Source organism: Streptomyces sp. NPDC051563 (assembly GCF_044454225.1).
In the GTDB taxonomy this organism is placed as follows: Bacteria; Actinomycetota; Actinomycetes; order Streptomycetales; family Streptomycetaceae; genus Streptomyces.
Window position 1 is genome coordinate 1 of sequence record NZ_JBITDL010000050.1, and the last position, 18,979, is coordinate 18,979.

General features: G+C 70.8%; 15 protein-coding genes. 4 read left to right on the forward strand and 11 right to left on the reverse strand.

Features of this window, described 5'->3' with window-relative positions:
• Positions 1 to 117 precede the first annotated feature (117 nt).
• From ACIA8F_RS37100 to ACIA8F_RS37115, 4 genes are all read right to left on the reverse strand, one after another.
• A complete protein-coding gene (locus tag ACIA8F_RS37100) occupies positions 118 to 1,128 on the reverse strand; it encodes an LLM class F420-dependent oxidoreductase (RefSeq protein WP_266877319.1) in 1,011 nt (336 codons plus the stop codon).
• Between the two features lie 109 nt (positions 1,129 to 1,237).
• Positions 1,238 to 2,053, reverse strand: a complete 816-nt coding sequence (locus tag ACIA8F_RS37105) for a hypothetical protein (RefSeq protein WP_399385444.1) — start codon at positions 2,051 to 2,053, stop codon at positions 1,238 to 1,240.
• Between the two features lie 148 nt (positions 2,054 to 2,201).
• Positions 2,202 to 3,221 (reverse strand): N-acetylmuramoyl-L-alanine amidase, encoded by a 1,020-nt coding sequence (locus ACIA8F_RS37110; RefSeq protein ID WP_399385445.1) that lies wholly within the window; start codon positions 3,219 to 3,221, stop codon positions 2,202 to 2,204.
• A 384-nt stretch (positions 3,222 to 3,605) separates the two neighbouring features.
• Positions 3,606 to 4,247, reverse strand: a complete 642-nt coding sequence (locus ACIA8F_RS37115) for a class I SAM-dependent methyltransferase (RefSeq protein WP_399385446.1) — start codon at positions 4,245 to 4,247, stop codon at positions 3,606 to 3,608.
• Positions 4,248 to 4,419: 172 nt separating this feature from the next.
• Here ACIA8F_RS37115 and ACIA8F_RS37120 point away from each other — a divergent pair, with 172 nt between their 5' ends.
• On the forward strand, positions 4,420 to 5,037 hold the full coding sequence (locus tag ACIA8F_RS37120) for a hypothetical protein (RefSeq protein ID WP_399385447.1): 618 nt from the start codon (positions 4,420 to 4,422) through the stop codon (positions 5,035 to 5,037).
• 14 nt (positions 5,038 to 5,051) lie between these two features.
• Here the strand turns inward: ACIA8F_RS37120 and ACIA8F_RS37125 are convergent, their stop codons facing one another.
• The 6 genes from ACIA8F_RS37125 to ACIA8F_RS37150 form a co-directional block, all read right to left on the reverse strand.
• Entirely contained in the window at positions 5,052 to 6,950 is a 1,899-nt protein-coding gene (locus ACIA8F_RS37125; protein WP_399385448.1) for a protein kinase, read from the reverse strand.
• Positions 6,951 to 7,024: 74 nt separating this feature from the next.
• Entirely contained in the window at positions 7,025 to 7,930 is a 906-nt protein-coding gene (locus tag ACIA8F_RS37130; protein ID WP_399385470.1) for a LysR substrate-binding domain-containing protein, read from the reverse strand.
• 83 nt (positions 7,931 to 8,013) lie between these two features.
• On the reverse strand, positions 8,014 to 9,258 hold the full coding sequence (locus ACIA8F_RS37135; RefSeq protein ID WP_399385449.1) for a TniQ family protein: 1,245 nt from the start codon (positions 9,256 to 9,258) through the stop codon (positions 8,014 to 8,016).
• Positions 9,255 to 10,256 (reverse strand): ATP-binding protein, encoded by a 1,002-nt coding sequence (locus ACIA8F_RS37140; protein ID WP_399385450.1) that lies wholly within the window; start codon positions 10,254 to 10,256, stop codon positions 9,255 to 9,257. Before ACIA8F_RS37140 ends, ACIA8F_RS37135 begins: the two co-directional genes overlap by 4 nt.
• 35 nt (positions 10,257 to 10,291) lie before the next feature.
• Positions 10,292 to 12,340 (reverse strand): Mu transposase C-terminal domain-containing protein, encoded by a 2,049-nt coding sequence (locus tag ACIA8F_RS37145; RefSeq protein ID WP_399385451.1) that lies wholly within the window; start codon positions 12,338 to 12,340, stop codon positions 10,292 to 10,294.
• 59 nt (positions 12,341 to 12,399) lie between these two features.
• Complete coding sequence (locus ACIA8F_RS37150; RefSeq protein WP_399385452.1) at positions 12,400 to 13,242, reverse strand: TnsA-like heteromeric transposase endonuclease subunit; 843 nt, start codon at positions 13,240 to 13,242, stop codon at positions 12,400 to 12,402.
• Positions 13,243 to 13,364: 122 nt separating this feature from the next.
• Here ACIA8F_RS37150 and ACIA8F_RS37155 point away from each other — a divergent pair, with 122 nt between their 5' ends.
• From ACIA8F_RS37155 to ACIA8F_RS37165, 3 genes are all read left to right on the forward strand, one after another.
• A complete protein-coding gene (locus tag ACIA8F_RS37155; RefSeq protein ID WP_399385453.1) occupies positions 13,365 to 14,009 on the forward strand; it encodes a DUF4304 domain-containing protein in 645 nt (214 codons plus the stop codon).
• Between the two features lie 54 nt (positions 14,010 to 14,063).
• Positions 14,064 to 14,579, forward strand: a complete 516-nt coding sequence (locus tag ACIA8F_RS37160; protein WP_399385454.1) for a hypothetical protein — start codon at positions 14,064 to 14,066, stop codon at positions 14,577 to 14,579.
• Positions 14,580 to 14,917: 338 nt separating this feature from the next.
• Complete coding sequence (locus ACIA8F_RS37165; protein ID WP_399385455.1) at positions 14,918 to 15,676, forward strand: hypothetical protein; 759 nt, start codon at positions 14,918 to 14,920, stop codon at positions 15,674 to 15,676.
• Positions 15,677 to 15,741: 65 nt separating this feature from the next.
• On the opposite strand, the gene ACIA8F_RS37170 is transcribed toward ACIA8F_RS37165, so the two are convergent.
• Positions 15,742 to 18,912 carry a hypothetical protein gene (locus ACIA8F_RS37170; RefSeq protein WP_399385456.1) on the reverse strand — a complete coding sequence of 1,057 codons (3,171 nt, stop codon included), beginning with the start codon at positions 18,910 to 18,912 and terminating at the stop codon, positions 15,742 to 15,744.
• Positions 18,913 to 18,979: the final 67 nt, after the last annotated feature.

Genomic DNA, 18,979 nt, shown 5'->3' on the forward strand with positions numbered 1-18,979 from the left:
CCGCGCCTCGCCGCGTTGTCGTCACTCGCCGACGCTCCGCGTCGACTCCCTCCTCCGCCTTGCGATCCACGGCACCAGACCCCGCTCCCTGACCCGGCCCGATCGACAAGACACCCCCTAGCTGTTCAGCTCCGCCAGGACCCGCAGGGTGTGCGGGTCGGGGGCGGTCAGGAGCAGGTCGGTCACCGGGCCCTTGCGCCACAGCTCCAGCCGTTCGGCGATCCGCTCCCGGGGGCCGACCAGGGAGATCTCGTCCGCGAAGGCGTCCGGGACGGCCATGACGGCCTCTTCCTTGCGCCCGGCCAGGAACAGCTCCTGGATCCGCTGCGCCTCCTCCTCGTAGCCCATCCGCCCCATGAGGTCGGCGTGGAAATTGCGGGCCGCGTGCCCCATCCCGCCGATGTAGAAGCCCAGCATCGCCTTCACCGGCAGGAGCCCCTCCGCGACGTCGTCGCAGACCTTCGCGCGGGCCATCGGGGCGATCATGAACCCCTCGGGGAGCTCGGACAGCGAGGCCTGGTAGACGTCCGTGCGGGTCGGTGACCAGTAGAGGGGGAGCCAGCCGTCGGCGATGCGGGTGGTCTGGGCGATGTTCTTCGGGCCCTCGGCGCCCAGCAGGACCGGCAGGTCGGCCCGCAGCGGGTGGGTGATGGGCTTGAGCGGCTTGCCGATGCCGGTGCCGTCCGCGCCCCGGTAGGGGTGGCTGTGGAAGCGGCCGTCGAGGGCGACCGGGGCCTCGCGGCGCAGCACCTGGCGGATGACGTCCACGTACTCCCGGGTCGCCGTCAGGGGGCTGGAGGGGAAGGGGCGCCCGTACCAGCCTTCGACCACCTGCGGTCCGGACAGGCCGAGGCCGAGCATCATCCGGCCACCGGACAGGTGGTCCAGGGTCAGGGCCTGCATGGCGGTGGCGGTCGGGGTGCGGGCGGCCATCTGCGCGATGGCGGTGCCCAGGCGGATGCGCGAGGTGTGCGCGGCGATCCAGGTGAGCGGGGTGAAGGCGTCCGAGCCCCAGGCTTCGGCGGTCCAGACGGAGTCGTAGCCGAGGTTCTCGGCCTCGGCGGCGAGGTCGAGGTGGTCCGGATTGGGGCCGCGGCCCCAGTAGCCGAGTGCGAGTCCGAGGCGCATGGGACGGTCCCCTCCAGGAATCTGACGATGCGTCAGGTGACTGTAGGGCAACGGCCCCCCACCCGGAAGGGCGGGGGGCCGTCGTGACGTCGTACGGGCCTGCGCGCGCTCAGCCGCGCTGGATGCCCGAGGTGTCGTTCAGGACGCCGCGGCGGCCGTCCTGGGTCTGGGCGATCAGGGTGGCCGGACCGCGCTGCTCCACGGCCAGGTACCAGGTGCCGGGCGCGAGCTCCGCGATCGGGGCGGGGCTGCCGTCCTCGGCGAAGAGCGGCCGGGCCACCGGAACGGCGAACCAGAACGGCGTGAAGTCCGCCGCCGGGGCCGGCTGCGGGGCCGCGTCCTGCGGGGTCTGGGGCTGCTCCTGGCCGCCGTAGGGCGGGACCGGCTGCGGGGCGGCCCCGTACGGCTGCTGCTCCTGGCCGTGGCCGCCCGGGTATCCGTACCCGGCGCCCGGCTGCTGCTGACCGTACGGCGGGACGGCGGTGGTGGCGGGCTTCGGGTCCGGCACCAGCTGCGCGGCCAGCGCGGGCACCTTCGCGCCGAAGAGGGTCACGCCGGCCAGCGCCGCGGTGGCGAGGAAGGCGATGACGGCGCCCGCGCCGAGGTCGGCCCCGGTCGGGCAGGTGATCAGGCCCCAGAGCGCGGACCAGGCGGCCGCGACCGAGAGCACCGTGCCCCAGGCCTGGAAGGGCAGGCCCAGGAGCTGGCGCCCGGCGGGCTGCAGGCGGGCGGCGACGAGCAGGCCGACGGCGATGAACGCGAGCAGGAAGATGCTCGGGAGCGCCAGGCGGTACACGTCGGTGTCCCATGCGCTCGGTGCGTCGACGCCGGGCGCGGAGTAGAAATCGAGGAACGAGGCGATGAACAGCAACGCCGCTGCTCCGATCACCACGCCGTCGCCTCGAGTGAGGGATCGGATGTTCACGTCTTAGGTGTCCTTCTCGGTCTCGTCGTCTCGTGGTGCCGTGGGCGCCCGCCGTGACGCAGGGGGCGGGCGGCACCATCGTACGGAGCTTCGCCGCGGCCGAGAGGATCGGGGCTGCGGGCCGTCCGGAGGGACGGTCCTGGTGGCCCTACCCGCCGAGGAAGCCGACGATGCCGTCCGCGATGCCCTGGGCCGCTTTCTGGCGCCACTCCGGACTCGACAGCTGCGCCGCGTCCTTGGCATCACGCATGTTGCCGCATTCGATGAACACCTTGGGGCGGGTCGAGAGGTTCAGTCCGCCCAGATCGTCGCGGACGACCAATCCGGTGCCGCTGCCGAGGTAGTTGGCGGGGGCCGAGCCGGTGGTCCGGGCGAAGTTCCCGGCGATCCGCTCGCCGAGCTGCCGGGACGGCTCGATGATCTTCGCGGTGTCGGCGCCGCCGCCCTTGACCTTGGCCGGGAGGATGACGTGGAAGCCGCGGCTGCCGGCCGAGACCCCGTCCGCGTGCACGGAGACCACGGCGTCGGCGGCGGCCTCGTTGCCGATCCGGGCGCGCTCGTCGATGCACGGGCCGAAGGGGCGGTCCTTGCCGGCCTCGTGGGTGAGGACCACCTTGAGACCCTTGGCCTCCAGGACGGTGCGCAGGCGCTTCGACACGTCCATGCTGAACTCGGCTTCCATGTAGCCGGAGTTGGTGGTCGTGCCGGTGGTGTCGCACTCCTTGCGGTTGGTGCCGATGTCCACCTGGCGGTTGATCTCGGTGGTGTGCTTGAAGTTGCCCGTGTTGTGGCCGGGGTCGATGACCACGGTGCGGCCGGCGAGGGCGTTCGCCGCGGCGGGGGCCGTCCCGCCGGGGGTCGCGCCCGGGGTCGCGCCGGGGGCCGGGGCCGCCGCGGGGCTCCCGGACGGGCCCCCCGCCGGGCTCCCGGACGGTGCCGCGGAGGGCAGCGCCGCCGACGCCGAGAGCGGCATCACGATCCGCGGCGGGCGCGAGTCGTCGCTCGCGCCCCCGCCCAGCACCTCGGTCAGGACCCACCCGGCCAGGCAGGCCGGAGCGATCGCGGCCGCCGCGACGACCAGGGTCGAGCGGCGGGCGTACCAGGGCCGGTCCGGGCTGATGGAGCTCGCGGACTCGGGGGGCGGCGGGGAGCTTTCGTCGTAGCGCACCCGGCGATGCTAGACCGGAGGTCGGTCGGGTGTACGGACCGTGGGCCATCCGGGGGCGCGGTGCGGTTATATGCTCCGCTGACCTGTGGGGCGCCGGGGCCCGGGGGTCCGAGGCCCCGGGCCCCGTGCCCCGTGCCCCGGGCCCCGGGCCCCGTGCCGGCGGGCGCCGTGGGCGGGTGCGGCGCCGTTGCCGGGGGCGCTGCCCCCGGACCCCCGCGCCTCAAACGCCGGCGGGGCTGGATTTGGCCGGTGGGGCCGGGTGTGCGGGGCGGGGTTGCATGCGCCGGGCGGGGCGGGGTGTGGCCTGCGGGGCCGGATGCGCCGGGCGGGGTTGGATGTGGTCTGCGGGGCGGGGTGGGGCCCGGTGTGGCGGGTGGGGCCAGGTCAGATGCCCTCGCCCGTGCGGCGGAGTACGCGGAGGGAGTCCGTCGTCGAGGTCTCCTCGAAGGCGCCCGAGGCCTGGGCGCGGAGGTAGATGCGGTACGGGGCCTGGCCGCCGTCGGCCGGGTCGGGGAAGACGTCGTGGATCACCAGGGTGCCGCCCTGGGCGACGTGCGGGGCCCAGCCCTCGTAGTCGCCGGTGGCGTGCTCGTCGGTGTGGCCGCCGTCGATGAAGACCAGGCCGAGCTTGCCGCCCCAGGCCGCGGCGACCTGCGGGGAGCGGCCGACGATCGCGATGACGTGGTCCTCCAGGCCGGCCCGGTGCAGGGTCCGGCGGAAGGTGGGCAGGGTGTCCATCAGCCCGATCTCCGGGTCCACGACGCTCGGGTCGTGGTACTCCCAGCCGGGCTGCTGCTCCTCGCTGCCCCGGTGGTGGTCCACGGTGAGCGCGCTCACCCCCGCCTCGCGGGCGGCGTCGGCGAGCAGGATCGTGGAGCGCCCGCAGTAGGTCCCGACCTCCAGCAGCGGCAGCCCGAGCCGCGCCGCGGACGCGGCCGCCTCGTACAGCGCGAGCCCTTCCCCTACGGGCATGAACCCCTTGGCGGCCTCGAAGGCGGCGAGGGTCTCCGGCTTGGGGCTGGCCATGGTGTTCCTCCTGCGGGGTGGGCGGCAAACGGCGTACAGCTGCGTACGTCGGCGGCCCATGCTGCCTTACCCGCTGGTAGGACGCCATGCCCGGGGCGGGCGGCCCGTTCGGCGACCCCGCTGGGTGACAGTTTTACTTGTCATCGGATCCCGTGACAGGTAAACATGTCGCATGAGTGATTCGGCATCGATCCCGACCCCCGACCGGAACGACGAGGACTTCTGGGCCGCCGTCATGACCCTGCTGGAGCCCGCCTGGAGCGAGCCCGCCGAGGACGAGGCCTTCGCCATGGACGACCAGGTGCTCGATGCGGTCCGGCCGCTGGCCCAGCGGATCTCGACCCGTGTGCAGGCCTACCGCGCCGCGGACCGGCCCTTCGACGCCGCCCTCATGGCCGCGCCGGACGTCCAACTTGCCCTGCTGCGGGCCCTGTACGAAGCCAAGCGGTCCGTCGATCGGATGGCGGAGAGCGCGGCGACCGTCGCGGGCCGCAGCGGAGCGAGCTACACCCAGCTGGGCGCCGCCTGGGGCGGCATCAAGCGCCAGTCCGCCCGCCTCAAGTGGCCCCACGCGGTGGCGAAGCGGACCGCCGGCGAGTCCATCCCGCTCCGCTACGCGGGCGGCACCGCCGCCATCCACCACGACCCCGACGCGGACGCCTGGTGGTACACCGCCGTCACCGCCGACGGCCGCACGGACGAATCGGAAGCCGTGCACCCCACGTACCCCGAAGCCATCGCCCGCGCCACGGAGTTCCTCCTGAGCCCCGCCGGCCCGGCGGCCTCCTGACGCCCCTCCCGCGGTCAGCGGCCGAAGAGGCGGGAGAGGGTGCCGGTCCCCGGGCCGCCGCTCCGGCGGCGTTCGCGCAGGGCGCGGCGCAGGTCCGCGCGGGTGTCCGTGACCTCCTGGGTCAGCCAGTCTCCGCTGCCGAAGACGAAGGGGAGCCGGTGCAGCAGCTCTCCGATGAGGTACAAGGCGCGCTCGGGGTCTCCCGCCTCGCCGATGCTGCGGATCACGCGGTGCGCCACCTCCGGGTCGCCGTGCTCCACGAGCTCCTCCACGTCCGGGAACAGCCGCAGGTACAGCGGCGCCGCCGCCGCGAAGTCGCCGACCAGCCAGGCGTCGTGGGCCAGTCGGCGCCGCACGTCGAGCAGGACCGGCCCGTCGCCGGGCATGGACCGCTCCAGGTCGGGCAGCAGCGGCCCGAGCAGGGCGCGCTCGCTCTCGGCCCGCTCGGGCGTGCGTGCGTCCCACTGGCCGTCGCGGTCGCGGGCGCCCCGCTGCATCGCCGAGGCCAGGTGGTATCGGGCGGTCATGGTCACCGGGTCGAGGGGGCCGAGCACCCGGACGGCCTGCTCGATGATCTCGCGCAGTTCCCCCTCGTGGCGGTGGCCGTCTCCGGGCCCGTGGGCGGCGGCCTCGCCGACGTGCGCGACGCGCGCGGTGATCGTGTCCCTGTCTTCCAGACCGAGGACCCGCACCATCCGGGGCAGGAGGCGTTCCAGCTCGACACCGGATTGCCCGCGCACGCGCACCGCACGGTGGTAGGCCGCCCGTACGGTCAGCGGGTCGTTCGCGCCGAGTTCCTCCGCCGAGTCGGCGGCCAGCATGCCCAGCCGTTCTACGAGGTCGGCCGGGGCGTCCGACAGGAGCAGCTCCAGGCGCCGCCGCAGCAGGGCCCGGACGGGATCACCGACCGGTACTGGTCCCGTTCCCGTTCCCGGTTCCGTTCCCGGTCCCCGCCCCGGTCCCGGGCCCGTTCCCGCTGCGAGGACGTGGACGGTCGGGGGGTAGGACGGCACCGGAGGCGCGCCGGAGGGTCCGGTCACCGGTCCGGCCGCGGGGGTACGGGCGGGCGCGGACGCCTCGCCGCCCCGGGCGAGCTCCGCGAGCCGCCGTGCCACCTCGTGCGCATCGGCGGGACGCTGCTCGGGGTCCTTGGCGAGCAGGCCGAGGACGAGCCCGTCGAGACCGGGAGGTAGGCCCGGCCGGCGCGAGCCGGGGGAGGGTGGCGCGGCGGTCAGGTGCTGGGCCAGGAGTTCGTGCATCTCGCGCGCGGGGAAGGGGCGTTCGCCGGTGAGGAGCTCCATCAGGACGCATCCCAGGGAGTACAGGTCGCTGCGCCCGTCCACGGGGACCCCGTTCGCGCCGCCCGTCCAGCGCTCCGGGGCCATGTACGGGAAGGAGCCGATGATCATGCCCGTGCCCGTCAGCTCCGTACCGGGACCGCCCCGGGCCTTGGCGATGCCGAAGTCGAGCACCTTCGCCACCCCGTTTCCGAGCACCATCACATTGGCCGGCTTGATGTCGCGGTGGATGATCCCGGCGTCGTGCGCTGCCCCGAGGGCGTCCGAGATCTGCCGCGTCCAGTCCAGGGCGTCGGCGAGGGGCGGCACCCCCTCGTCCAGGATCTCGGCCAGGCTCCGTCCCCGGAGCAGCTCCATGACGAGGAAGACCCTGCTGGGCCCGGCGCCTTCGACGCGGCCGAAGTCGTGGACGGTGGCGATGTGGGGATGGGCGAGACTCCCGGCGAGGCCGGCCTCCCGCTCGAACCGGCGGGTGTCCTCGTACGTCAGCGGGTACCCGATCTTGACGGCCACCGGACGGCCCACCCGGCGGTCCGTGGCCCGCCACACCTCGCCGAACCCGCCCTGGCCGAGCAGCTCTTCCAACTCGTACCGGTCGTCGATCAGTTCCCGCACCCGTTCCGCTCCCCACCGCGATCCCGTCCCGCCGGGGCGAAGCCTATGCCGGGCGGCGTTCTCCGGGGCTGGGTCTACCCCGTGCCCGTGAGCAGGGCCACCAGGGCGGCCGCGTGCGGAGTCGGGGACGTGGGGTGGAGGAGTTCCGTGCGGTGGACCAGGCGGGGGGTGCGGACCGGGACCGCCCTGGTGCCGGGGAAGGTGGCGGCCAGGGAGAGGGGGAGGGCGGTCAGGCCGTGGCCGGCGGCGGCCAGGGCGGCGAGGGCGTGCGGGTCGGTGCCGTGGAGGCGGATCCGGGGCTGGAAGCCGGCGGTGTGGCTCACCGTGCGGAGCCGGTCGAGGGGGACCGCCGTGTCGGGGGCGTCGATCCACTGGGCCTGCGCGAGGTCGGGCAGTCGGACCGAGCTGCGCCGCGCCAGGGGGTGGGTGTGCGGGAAGAGCACGGCCAGGGGCTCCTCGGTGACGGCGAGGGTGACGGTCGGGCCGAGGTCGGGTAGCGGGAGGGGGTCGCTGGGCGCGGCCACGCCGTCCACGAGGCCGAGGTCGGCGCGGGCGGTCAGGACCGCCTCGATGACGGAGTCCCGGCCGAGGGTGTGGACCTCGACCTCCAGCGGCCCCGAGGCGCGCAGCCGGGCCAGGGCTTCGGCGAGCGCCGGGCCGCAGGCCGCGGGCGAACGGGCCAGCGTCAGCCGGGCGTCGGGGGCCCGGTGCAGGCGGGCGATGTCCGCGCGGGCGGCGTCCAGGCGCAGGAGCAGCGCGGGGGCGTGTTCCATCAGCCTGGCCCCCGCCCCGGTGGGGGCGACGGGCCGGCGCTCGACCAGCCGGGCTCCCAGGTCGGCTTCGAGGGCGGCGATGTGCTGGGAGACGCCCGACTGCGTGTAGCCGAGGACCGAGGCGGCGGTGGAGAAGGAGCGGTGTTGTCCCGTCTCATTCGATCTTGTCCATTGGTGGGGCTCTGACCAGGGGCGATGCAAAGGCAGGTGAGACGGGGCTTTGACGGATTCTCACTTCGTGTTGTCCCGCGGAAGCACGTTGCCAGTGATGTCTCAATTGATCTTGTCGGTCAAATGTCTTCGTCAGCTGTGCGTCGCCGGAAGGCAGCTTGCCGGCAGCGGTGTGAGCAGTAGCGGGCGTCGCGTCGTCTGTCGTCGCCGGGCGTCCAGGTGACGCCGCAGGACGGGCATTCCCTCCGCTCCGATCGAGAGGCGGTTTCGCGGACCTTTCGCTCTTGGTGTTGCCGGTTCCAGTCGCGTGACCTGCATGCGGCTGAGCAGAACCGCGTCCTCGGGTTTGAGGTCTTCAGTTGGTCGCCGCAGCTGGCGCAACGGTCCGGATTGTCGGGATCCGAGTCGAAGAACTCGTTGAGGCGATGAACGATCTGCTCCAGGGACTCCGGGTTGTGAGTCCGGGGCTCGTTGGGCATCGGCCATGGGTGGTTCGGGAGGGTTCGGTAATAGCGCTCTTCCTCGATCCAGCGGACGAGCGGGTCAGCGACGCCAGCCGCTTCGTATCGGTAGCCGGGAGCGACGCGTGTGCGAACCTCGCTGATGAACAGGCGGAAGTCCTGCTCATTGCCGGTGAAGGGCAGGCCACGGAGCCGGGGGGAGGCCAGGAGGCCGGCGAGGGCGACGATGTCGGGGTAGCTGCTGGCGAGGAGCCGGGGGTCTTCCCGGTAGGTTCCCCCGCCGGGAGGAATGAGGAGCTTTAGTCTGCGGTCGCGGCGCTGGTGATACCGGCGGCTGTCCCACCACCGCCAGCACCAAGCGGCGGCTTGGCGCATGGCGATCACGGCGGTCTGCCAGCCGTGTTCGCGTACCAAGCGGTGGTGGTCGCGCTGTGCCTGGATGATCTCGGGTAGCCGACGGAGGTCGAACTGCGCGTGGTAGGTGTCGGTCCAGCGGCCGTGACGGAGACAGAGCCGGGTGCTCTTGGGGACCCAGTGCCGGGCCTCGGTGAAGACTCCCTTGGCCGCCAGGCAGAGCCTGCAAGCCTCTTGAACCTGCCACCCGTCGTCAAGCAGTTCGCAGGACCTGGGCAGATGGCTGATGAGACCGGGGTGCCGGAGATCGGGCAGGGCCTTCAGGAGCCGGTCGCGGGGGTGGCCGGAGAGATTGCTGATGGCGTCGAGCAACGGCAGCGGGTCGGGATGGATCCGATGCTTGTTGTTGATGTGCTCGTGGAGTACGAGGTGGGAGATCCGGTTCGCTGCCGCGAGCCGGCTGACGTAGGACTCCCAGGTTTCGCGATGTAGCGGGGCGAGTGTGTGGGGGAGCCGCTGGAGCCGGGGCGGAGGAAGCTGCCGGATCACGCAGCGTCTCCCGCCTCGTCGCTCTCCTCACCGGAGGCGCGGGGGCTGTCGGACTGGGTGTTGTGGTCGACGGAGATGGTTTGCAGCAGACGCCGGGTGATGCGTTCGCTGCCGTCAGCGATTGCGCTGATGGCAGCCGCGCGGATGAGGTGGGACAGGCTGCTGATACTTCCGCCGGTGCGGGCGTAGAGGTACTTCGACTGCCGGACCAGGCTGCCGGGCTCGTGATGGTGCAGCCGCAGCGAGTCCTCCATCAGCGCGATCATCGACCGCCATTCGGCCTGGTAAGGGAAGTTGCCGGTGTACTTCATCACGCAGCGGGCCGCGATCTGCTTGCCGCGGACTCCGGTGAACAGTCCCTCGCGCTCGACGTTGATACCGGCGTAGACGAACGTGGCGGGGATGTGCTCCGCGAAGTACTTGAGGTGGTCGGAGAGATCCTTGCCATTGGACGTGGCCATGTTGATGTTGTGGATCTCGTCGACCAGGACCAGGTCGCAGTGTGCGTCGGTGAGGATCTCGCAGACCGCGTCCGCGATATCCATCTCGTTGTGCCGGGCCTTCATGGGCAGGCCCAGGAAGTGGGCAAAGCGTGTGGCGAGCTTGCGAGGTGAGCCGTTGGGTGGAGCTGAGACGTAGACGACCGGGATGCGGTCATTGTCGGGGAAACGCTGGCGTACTCGCAGTTCGTGGGCCCTGCCGAGCTGTTTGAGGGCGGTGGACTTGCCCGTGGCCCAGGGGCCGGAGACGATCAGGCCGCGTCGGGCGCTGATCTCCCTGCGATTGACCAGAGTCAGTAGCCGGCCCTCGCGTAGGACGTCGCGAACGGTCGGGGTCTCCACGATGATCAGCTCGGAGTGGTAGTTGACCCGGCCCTCGTCGTATTCATCTCGGGCCTTGGGGGCGAGGTCCTGCCACTTGTCCTCGGGCAGCAGGTCGAAGACGATGGGGTCCTCATCGACGAAGTGACGCCAGCCCTCCAGCGTGGTCGTAGGCATCCGCCGGTCCTCGGGTAGCCCGAAATCGGGCGAGCTCACCACCACTTCCCTGCCTCCTTGCGTGCGTCGAAGACTCGCAGCGGGACGACATCGGCGATCGTGCCCCCGTCGTCTTCGGCCTCTTCGTCGTCCTCGGGATCGCCCGGCGGACCGGCCTGCGGAGGCGGCGGTGGGGGCTCAGGCCGTGGCCATGCGGGATCGCTGGTGGCCTGGGACCGGGCGGCGACCTTGGGGCCGCGGCGCCGGCTGCGTTGGCCTCGGCCTGATGCGGCAGGGGGCACCTTCTCCTCGGAGCCGCTGGCGGCCCGGTCGAACAGGTCGCCAACGGCTGCGGCGATCACGTCCTCGGTGACCTGTTCGCCCTGTTCCCGGAGGTCGCGGGCGGTGTGGTCCCAGGCCAGCTCACCAAAGGGAGTGGCAGTTGTGGAAAGCAACCGCCACGGGACGGTGATCCACTGGCCGGTGCGATGGTTGCGGAGCCAGACGAGCCGGATGTCATAGGGATCGTGACGGACCTCCCAACGGTTCTTCCGCTCCGCGATCCCGGACTTCTCCCGCCGCAGGTCGTTGAGCTCGTCGCAGTCATAGAGCCGGTGGTTGATCTTGATGCCGTAGGAGTTGATGGCCTGCCAACGGGTCGGCAGCAGTTCCAGGTAGTCCTCCGCGGCCAGCGCGAGCGGCAGGAAGCCGGCCGTTTCCACGAGCGCGGCGTACTTCTCGTTCGGGGAGAATGTCCTCCCCGGAGCAAGCGGGTCACGTAGCGAGTCGTGGGCCCGGTTCTGCCACTTGGCACTGATCCACTGCTCCAGCAGTTCCTGGAGCTGGTGCAGGGAGAACAGCGGCTCGTCCTCGATCTTGCGGCCGCGGTATTCCGTCGACCGTCCGGTGTAGCCAGGGAGGAACTGGGCGAACAGCGAGGCTGCCGAGCCCAGTGTTCTCTCGATGTGGGGCTTGTGAGTCGGGGTGCGGGGCGGGGCGTGGATGACCTCGGTGCCGAACGCGTTGCAGGCAGCGTGGAAGTTCTTCGAGAGGAAGGCTTTGCCGCCGTCGACCACGACCGTTTCCGGAATGATCAGCGGGACTGCGGCAGCGTGCCGCAGCCGCTCGTCCACTGACAGCAGCCGCTCGTAGGGCAGTGCCGAGTGTTCCATCCGCAGAGCGTCCGGCCAGCCCGGCCGCATGGGTGCCGGGGTCACTGACCGGGCCAGCAGCAAAGCAGCGTCCACCGACTTAGTAGTCGGCCGCAGCACTGCGGCGGTGATGGTCCGCGTCGCGACGTCGACCATGCCGACCAGCTCGCATCGGTCCACGACGCCGTTTTCCAGCCGGACCAGCACGTCGAACGGGGTGGAGTCGATCTCCATCAGTTCGCCCGGTCGGCAGACGGTGACCTGGCCGAAGACGCCGTCGGGCTGGTTGGCCAATGAGCGGCGCGTGCGGGCTGAACCGGTCGTGTGGCGCCCGGCCTCCAGCCGGTTGAACAGGCGGTAGAAGGTTGCTCGCGAGGGCATCTCGACCGGCGGTCCCTCCACCTTCTTCATGACCTGGCCGACGCGCTCGAAGTAGTAGCTGATGGTGTGAGTCGATCCTTCAGTGGCCTGGTCCATGAGCCGTCGCAGGACTTCCACGACCTGCGGGTCGACCTGGCCCAGGACCGGGCGGCGGGGGGCTTGGCGGCCGTCGACCATGCCCATGACTCCACGTTTTTGGTAGCGGCGGCGGCGCCAGCGGATGGTGTGCGGACTGATGGACCTGCCGGATTCTGAAGTCAGTTCGGCGGCCTTGGCCGCCTCGCGCTGGGCCAGGTTTCGGATCGCCGGGTCGTACTCAGGCCGCGGCATCGCGCCCATCGAGGCGTCCGGCGGCAGGCCGGTGAGTACTTCGCTCATGTGCCGGTGCCACCACAGAGCCCGTTCGGCTTCGGCGGGTGGCAACCCGTCCAGCAGGCCGGGCGGGAGCCGACGGACTCCACCCGAGCCGATTACCTCGAATCCCAGTGAGGTCATCAGCGTCGGCAGATGCATCGCACTGGGCTGCCCGTGTTCGTCGGCCAGCCGCACCAGGACGCCGGAGAGGCCGACCACGGTGTGAGTCTTGCCGTCGAATCGAACCCGGTCACCCGGCCTGACTACCAGTGGAGACCTCACCGGCCCGTCACCGCCCTGCGGACCACGCTTCGCGGCCCCAACAGGCCCGATTCCAAGTCGACGTCCAGGACCCGGCGCCAGAGCAGGTGATAGAGGACCGGCAACACCGCCAGCCGGTCACCGACGCGCTCAGCTCCGGCCAACAGGCCTCCTGGCTCAGCGAATGCCTGCGCCAACTCCGAGGCGGCGGGCTCACGGTGGTTGCGCGGGTGCCGGTAGCCAGCCAGCCATCTGACGTTCGCCAGCAACACCGGATCAATCGCCCCCACTCTGCGAAAGGCCCACCCGGCGAGCTCACAGGCTCGCGCAGTTGCCGCGAACGCCTCCGCATCGTCCGGCTCGATGTGCTCATCCGGACGAACATCCACCACCAGGCCGCCGCCGTCACCAAGCCGAGCGAAGAAGTCGGGAACGTGTCCCCGGCGGCCTCGCCGCCCCGGCCAGAACAGCCGGAACGGCTGGCCGACCAGACCCGTGACCCGCGGATCGAAGTCCATCAGCATCGCGTGGTGCCGTTCCAGATGGGACTCGCAGGACAACTGCCTTGCCGTCGTAGCAGCCCAGTAGTCGCGAGTTACGGACCGCTGGCCCCTATACGACTTGACCGCACGCACCGGCGGCAGCTTCTCGAACCTCAGCGTCCAACAGGCCGCAAGTGCCTCGCGACGGTGTACGCAGTCCTCGTCGACGTACCCCACCTCGAACGTGGCCTGCCCCAGACCTCCGACATCCACCGCCCACCCCCGGATCAACTCCACCGAACTGATCTGAGCAAAGCCGTCCGCAGACACCCACTGCCAGCAATACGGGCTCAAACCGCCCGAGAGAAGGAAGATCACATGAGAACGACCTGTCGCAGCGAAGGCGGAGCACCTGACTGCGTAGGCCCCAATCAGGTTCTGGCATACATTCCCTGAGGACGTTCACCAGCTGCTTGCGTAAACGGGGATAAGGGGCATCGATGACACCGCTGGACCTGCTGGTCAAGCAGTACGTGGCCCCTGTGATGAAAGCAGCTGGCTTCAAAAAGTCCGGCCGAACCTTCCGCCTCACCGCCAGTAACGGTGATCAAGCCATTCTCGGGTTCGCCCGTCACTACGTAGACCCTGCTGCGGCCGTCTTCGAGGTCGACTACCGCATCGTGCCGGCGCCGCACTGGGAGTGGATCACCCGGTACCACGCAAGCGGTGAGGCACCGGCCCCCATAGCGTTCGGCTCCGCGGTAGTAGCAGGCAGGGTGGTACCGCCGTCTCACGCAGCGCATGCTCCCGACTCCGAGATGCCGTTTCGCGCGCGTTGGGCCCTGCGCGAGGACAACGGCCTCAGCTGCGGTGAGGCAGTGGCGATGGTCCTGCACGATGAATCCGTGCCGCAGATCGTCCACCTTCTCGACCGAAGCAATCTCCTGCAGGAGTGCCGGCACCCGGTGATGCCGGTTGTGCGACTCGTGCCGCTCACGAGAGTGGAGATCTTCCTTCGCGTCGATGAAGCCCCGAATGAGGAGATCGAATCCCTGCTGTCCGACGTCCAGTTGGTGAGCCCGCACGACGACTTCGTCACTTGGGCGCGCCAACGGCTGATGGCGCGAAACAGCACAGCCGATTGAGTCGGAGCCAGCTGACGTGGTCGAGCCGTTCTTGAATGGAGAGGAAGACGAACCGTGGCGCTCTGCTTCGAACTCGTAGTGAACTTCGGCGACAACCTCAGGGCGGCACGGGAGGCCACCCTCACCGAACCCGAGTCACTGGTGCTTCACGCGGGCACCCAACGGATTCCCCTCCACCGGCCGATGCTCACAACCACAGGCCCACATGTCGAACTCTCCATCCTCCCAGTTGCTGTCGGTTGGGGCGTCGGCCTCGACGGCAGCCTCCCCAGATTTCCCCTATCCGCAGCTGAGTTCACCGAGCTGGGACACCAGCTGTACGAGCTGCTTGCCAAGTTCGACGGGTACCTCACCGCGCGGGTCGGCTGGGACCCGGAGCCGCTACTGGACCCCGCTGAACTCAAGGCTGAGTGGTCTCAGGAGCTGGCCGATGGCAGCCTTCACGGGCTCGTTCTCTGTGACGAGCTCCACGGCGCGCTTGGCCTGGGCGACGAATACGTCCCGTTCCAACCCGGATACCGCTGGATGCCGTACCGGGGTGAGGAGCCGAGCAGCCTCACGGCTGACTGACGACGGCGTAACCACATTCGGTGCGGGTGTCCTTGCAGCCGATCAGAGAAGAACGAAGATCAGCGGTAATGCGAAGTGAGACAGGCGCACTCGGCAGACAACATCACGTGAGATCGGCGACGTACCTCAGCGGGGCAGCGACAACGTCACCCGAGACCAGCGATCACCCCACCAAGGTCACCTGAGACGACGAGAACATGTCGTGAGACGGGACAGGTGTTCGAGGACCGCGACGAAGGTGCGGAGGAGATGCGGATCCATGGGGATCAGTATTGCTTATGCATGCACCGCAGATCATCGTTGGACGTGATGGGGAGGGCGCTCAGAGGATGGGCTTCATGAACGCGAACGGCACCACCACCACCACCACCAGCACCAGCACCACCACCACCGCACCCGCCCGCATCGCGCTGATCGCGGACCGCTCCGACGCCGTACGCTCCCACGCCCGCATCCCGGGTCTGCTGGAGGCGCTGCGCCTGCGCGAGGGCCTGGACCTGGACGCGTACTGGATCCCCACCGAGGAGGCGGGCGAGGGCATGGACGGCTTCGACGCCGTCTGGGTGCTGCCCGGCAGCCCCTACCGCAGCGAGGGCGGGGTGCTCACGGCCATCCGGGACGCCCGCGAGAACGGCATCCCCTTCCTCGGTACGTGCGGCGGCTTCCAGCACGCCCTGCTGGAGTTCGCCCGTACCGTCTGCGGCCTGGACCGGGCGGCCCACGCCGAGAACGACCCCGGGACCGCCGAGGCGGACGCGGTGGTGGTCCCGCTGGCCTGCTCGCTCGTGGGCCACGAGGGGACGGTACGGGTCACCCCCGGATCCCGCGCCGCCCGGCTGCTCGGCGCGGACCGCACGCAGGCGCGCTACCACTGCAGCTACGGCCCCAACCCGCTCCACCTGGACCTGCTGCGGGCCCACGGCATGACCTTCACCGGCACCGACGAATCCGGAGACATCCGCATCGCCGAACTGGCCGAGCACCCCTTCTTCCTGGCCACCCTCTTCCAGCCCGAGCTCGACGGGGACGGCACCCGCGCCCATCCGCTGATCACCGGTCTCGCGGCGGCCGCCGCGGAGCACGCCCGGACCCGCTGAACGGAAAACGCCGGCCTCCAGGACCACGGGAGGGTCCTGGAGGCCGGCGTCACGCGACGGACAGGTCAGCCGAACGACTTGATGCCGCGCCAGTCCACCGCGAGCACCGTCTTGACGGCGGCGTTCGTGTTGGTGGTGGACGGGTAGTACAGCTTGATGTTGCCGGTGTCGGCGTAGCGGACCCACAGGTCGGGGATCCGGTCTCCGTTGACGTCCGGGATGGCGACGATCGCCGAGATGTTCGTCGTCGTCCAGCTCGTCCCGTAGGCGGTGTCGACGCCCTCGCGGGAGTTGGCCGCGACCTTGAGCGAGTTGATGTCGACGCTGCCCGCGACGGATCCGGGCTTGCCGTGCCGGATGTAGAGGGTGCCGGAGTCCAGGCTGCGCCACAGCAGGTCGGGCGTGTTGTCGAGGTCGATGTCGGCGATGTTGACGATCTCGCGGGGACCCCAGGCGGAACCCTCCATCAGCGTCGCGGTCTGGAAGGTGGCTCCGGTGTAGCCGGAGAGCAGCCAGAACTGGGTGCCGACCTTGACGGTGACGTCGGTCAGCTTGTCGCCGGTGATGTCGCCGATCGCCTTCATCGACTCCCAGGTGCCGGGGGCCGGGGTGTTGGCGGGGAGGCGGATCGCGAGCCGCTCGTCCACGTTGAAGGTGCCGTAGCCGTCGCCCGGGTACAGGTAGAAGGTGCCGTCCGGGTCCACGGCGAACAGGTCGGTGGACCCGTCGCCGGGGTAGACGTCCGCGTAGTGGGAGATCAGCGCGGCCTTGGTGCCGCTCCACCACGGGGCCTTGGGCGCCAGGACGGGCTTGCCGTCCGGGCCCCTGGAGTAGGAGCCGGTCAGGCCGCCGTACAGCTCGCCGCCCGGGCTGCCCGGGTAGGAGAACAGGTTGCCGTTGGCGTCGATGATCATCAGGTCGGCGATGCCGTCGCCGCCGACGTCACCCGGGCCGTCGGCGGAGTCGCGCGGCGGTACGTACGTGGCGTAGTCGGTGCGGGCGCTCACGTTGCCGAGCGAGTCCAGCGAGAAGATGTGCAGCCAGTTCGGGCCGGCGTGCGGGGGCTTGAGCGCGGGGACGGTGTAGGCGCCGTTGACCGCGGTGACGTCGGTGTAGACGCCCTCCCAGCCGTAGCGGAACTTCGCGGCGCCCTCGGAGGCGAAGGTCAGGGGACCGGTCTCGCCGAACTTCACGGTCGCCCAGGTGGCGCCGTCGGACGTGGCCCGCTTGAACGGGGTGGTCGCCTCGTCGACGGTCGGCGGCGGGGGAGCGGAGCCGTCGACGGTGACCCGGCAGGGCTCGGTGCCCGGCGGGTAGACCGAGGAGGTGGCGCCGACGGCGTCCTGCGCCATCACGTCCCAGGAGTACGTGGCCTTGTCCTCGAGCGGGAGCGTGACCGGGATCGTCAGCGATACGGTGCCGCCGCCCGCGGGGGCGGTGACGAGGGTGCCGGCCGGGACGGTGCCGCCGGTCTTCCAGAAGCGGAAGCGGAGCTTGGACAGGTTGCCGTCGTCGTCCTTGGCCGTGGCCTTCAGGACGATGTTCGTCTTGCCGACGGTCACGCCGCCGCCCGGGCCGGGCACGCAGGCGCCGCCGGGGGTGGAGCTGCCGGCGGTGGGCTCGGAGGGCGGGCGGTTGTAGTCCACGGAGAACGTGGCCGAGGTGGCACGGAACTTGCGCCAGGTCTGCGTGTCCGACTCGCTGGTGGCGCGCATGCCGAAGGTGATGTTCGGCCAGCCGTTGTCGGCGCCCTTCTGGGCGGCCGCCAGGACGCCGGAGCTGTCGAACGCCTCGTACTCGTCGGGGCAGGAGGTGTTCCAGCCGTGCGCGAAGGACTTCTTCTGCAGCAGCGTCGACCAGGAGGGCTGGGAGTTCCACGTGGTGCCGGAGGAGATGGAGCCGGTCAGGTAGAACTGGAACTCGCGGTCGGTGCAGGACCAGGAGTGGTTGTTCAGCACCTTGAAGGTGGCCTTGGTGACCTTGGCCCCCTTCATCTTCGGGTCGAAGCCCATCCGCCAGAACGAGCGGCCCAGACCGCCGGTGTCCGATTCGTAGCCCACGCGGGCGTCGGAGGTGCCGGAGGAGAAGTTGGTGCCGTTGTAGAAGCTGGAGTTGGGGTACGGGCGGTACGCCGTCGTCCACGCCTGCCAGCCCGCGTTCATGGTCGGGTCGACGAAGAGCGGGTACTTCACGTTCGCGTCGGCGAGGAGGCCCGTGCCGGCGACGTCGAGCGCGAGGCGCGCGGTGCCGGTCTTGTCGCCCTCCAGGGCGACGGGGAGCTGGGCGGACTTCGCGCCGGGCTCGATGCCGGTCAGACCGGACAGCTTCAGGACGTCCGCCGGTGTGGCGGTCGCGGTGCGGGCGGCGGTTCCCTCGGGCAGTTCGGGGTCGCGGCCGCTGGAGTCCCAGGCGAAGGGGGTCGGTATGGAGCCGACTTCGGCGCCGTCCTTGTCGAGGACCGCCACGCGGTTGCCCTCGGTGTCGTGCCGGAAGGTGGCGGTCGCCGAGCGCAGCCCGTAGCCGACCTGGGCGAGCGCCTTGTTCTGGGCGGCCTGCGGGGTCTTCACGATGAGGACCTGGGCGAAGCCGCCCTCCTCGCGGGCCACGAGCAGCAGGTCGACGCCCGGCAGCACCTCGGAGTAGAGGGCGCGCGGGCCGTCGAGCACCGGCTCGGGCAGGGCGCCCGGCCAGGTGTAGGCGATGGTGTGGCCGCCGAACTCGGCCTCGGCGAGCAGCGATTCACCGGGCGTCTCGGCCCGGTTGAAGGAGCGGTCCGCGCGTGCCTTGCGGTCGCTGCCGCTCGCGAAGCGCACCGGCAGGGCGGCGTTGACGGGGACGACGCCGAGCCCGCGGGGGGCCTTGTCGGAACGCACCAGCTTGTTGTCGAGCGGGGCCCACCGGCCTTCCGCGTTCTTCGCCCGCTGCGCGAGGGCGTGGGTCTCGGTGCGCAGTTGGCCGTCGGGCAGCGCCCAGGTCAGGGAGGTCGCCGTGGTGGCGGTGTCGATGAGGACCTGCTTGCCACTGCGAACGGCTTCGTCCACCGCGGTGGGTTCGTCCTTCGGGCCGGTGGACGCCTGCCGGGCGTTGCCGGCCTCGCCGCCGGCCGTCGCAGGGGTGGGATCGGGCTGCCACCAGGTCAACAGGGCAGCTGTGAGGGAGGCCAGCAAGAGGCCGATGGTCAAAGACAGCCGCGTGCGCGTGCGCACGAAGGGGCTGAGATAGGGCGACGCGGGCACGGCGGTCTACTCCCGTGGGAACCAGACGGATTGTGGACAGCACAACCGACCCCAGACGGCAGACCGC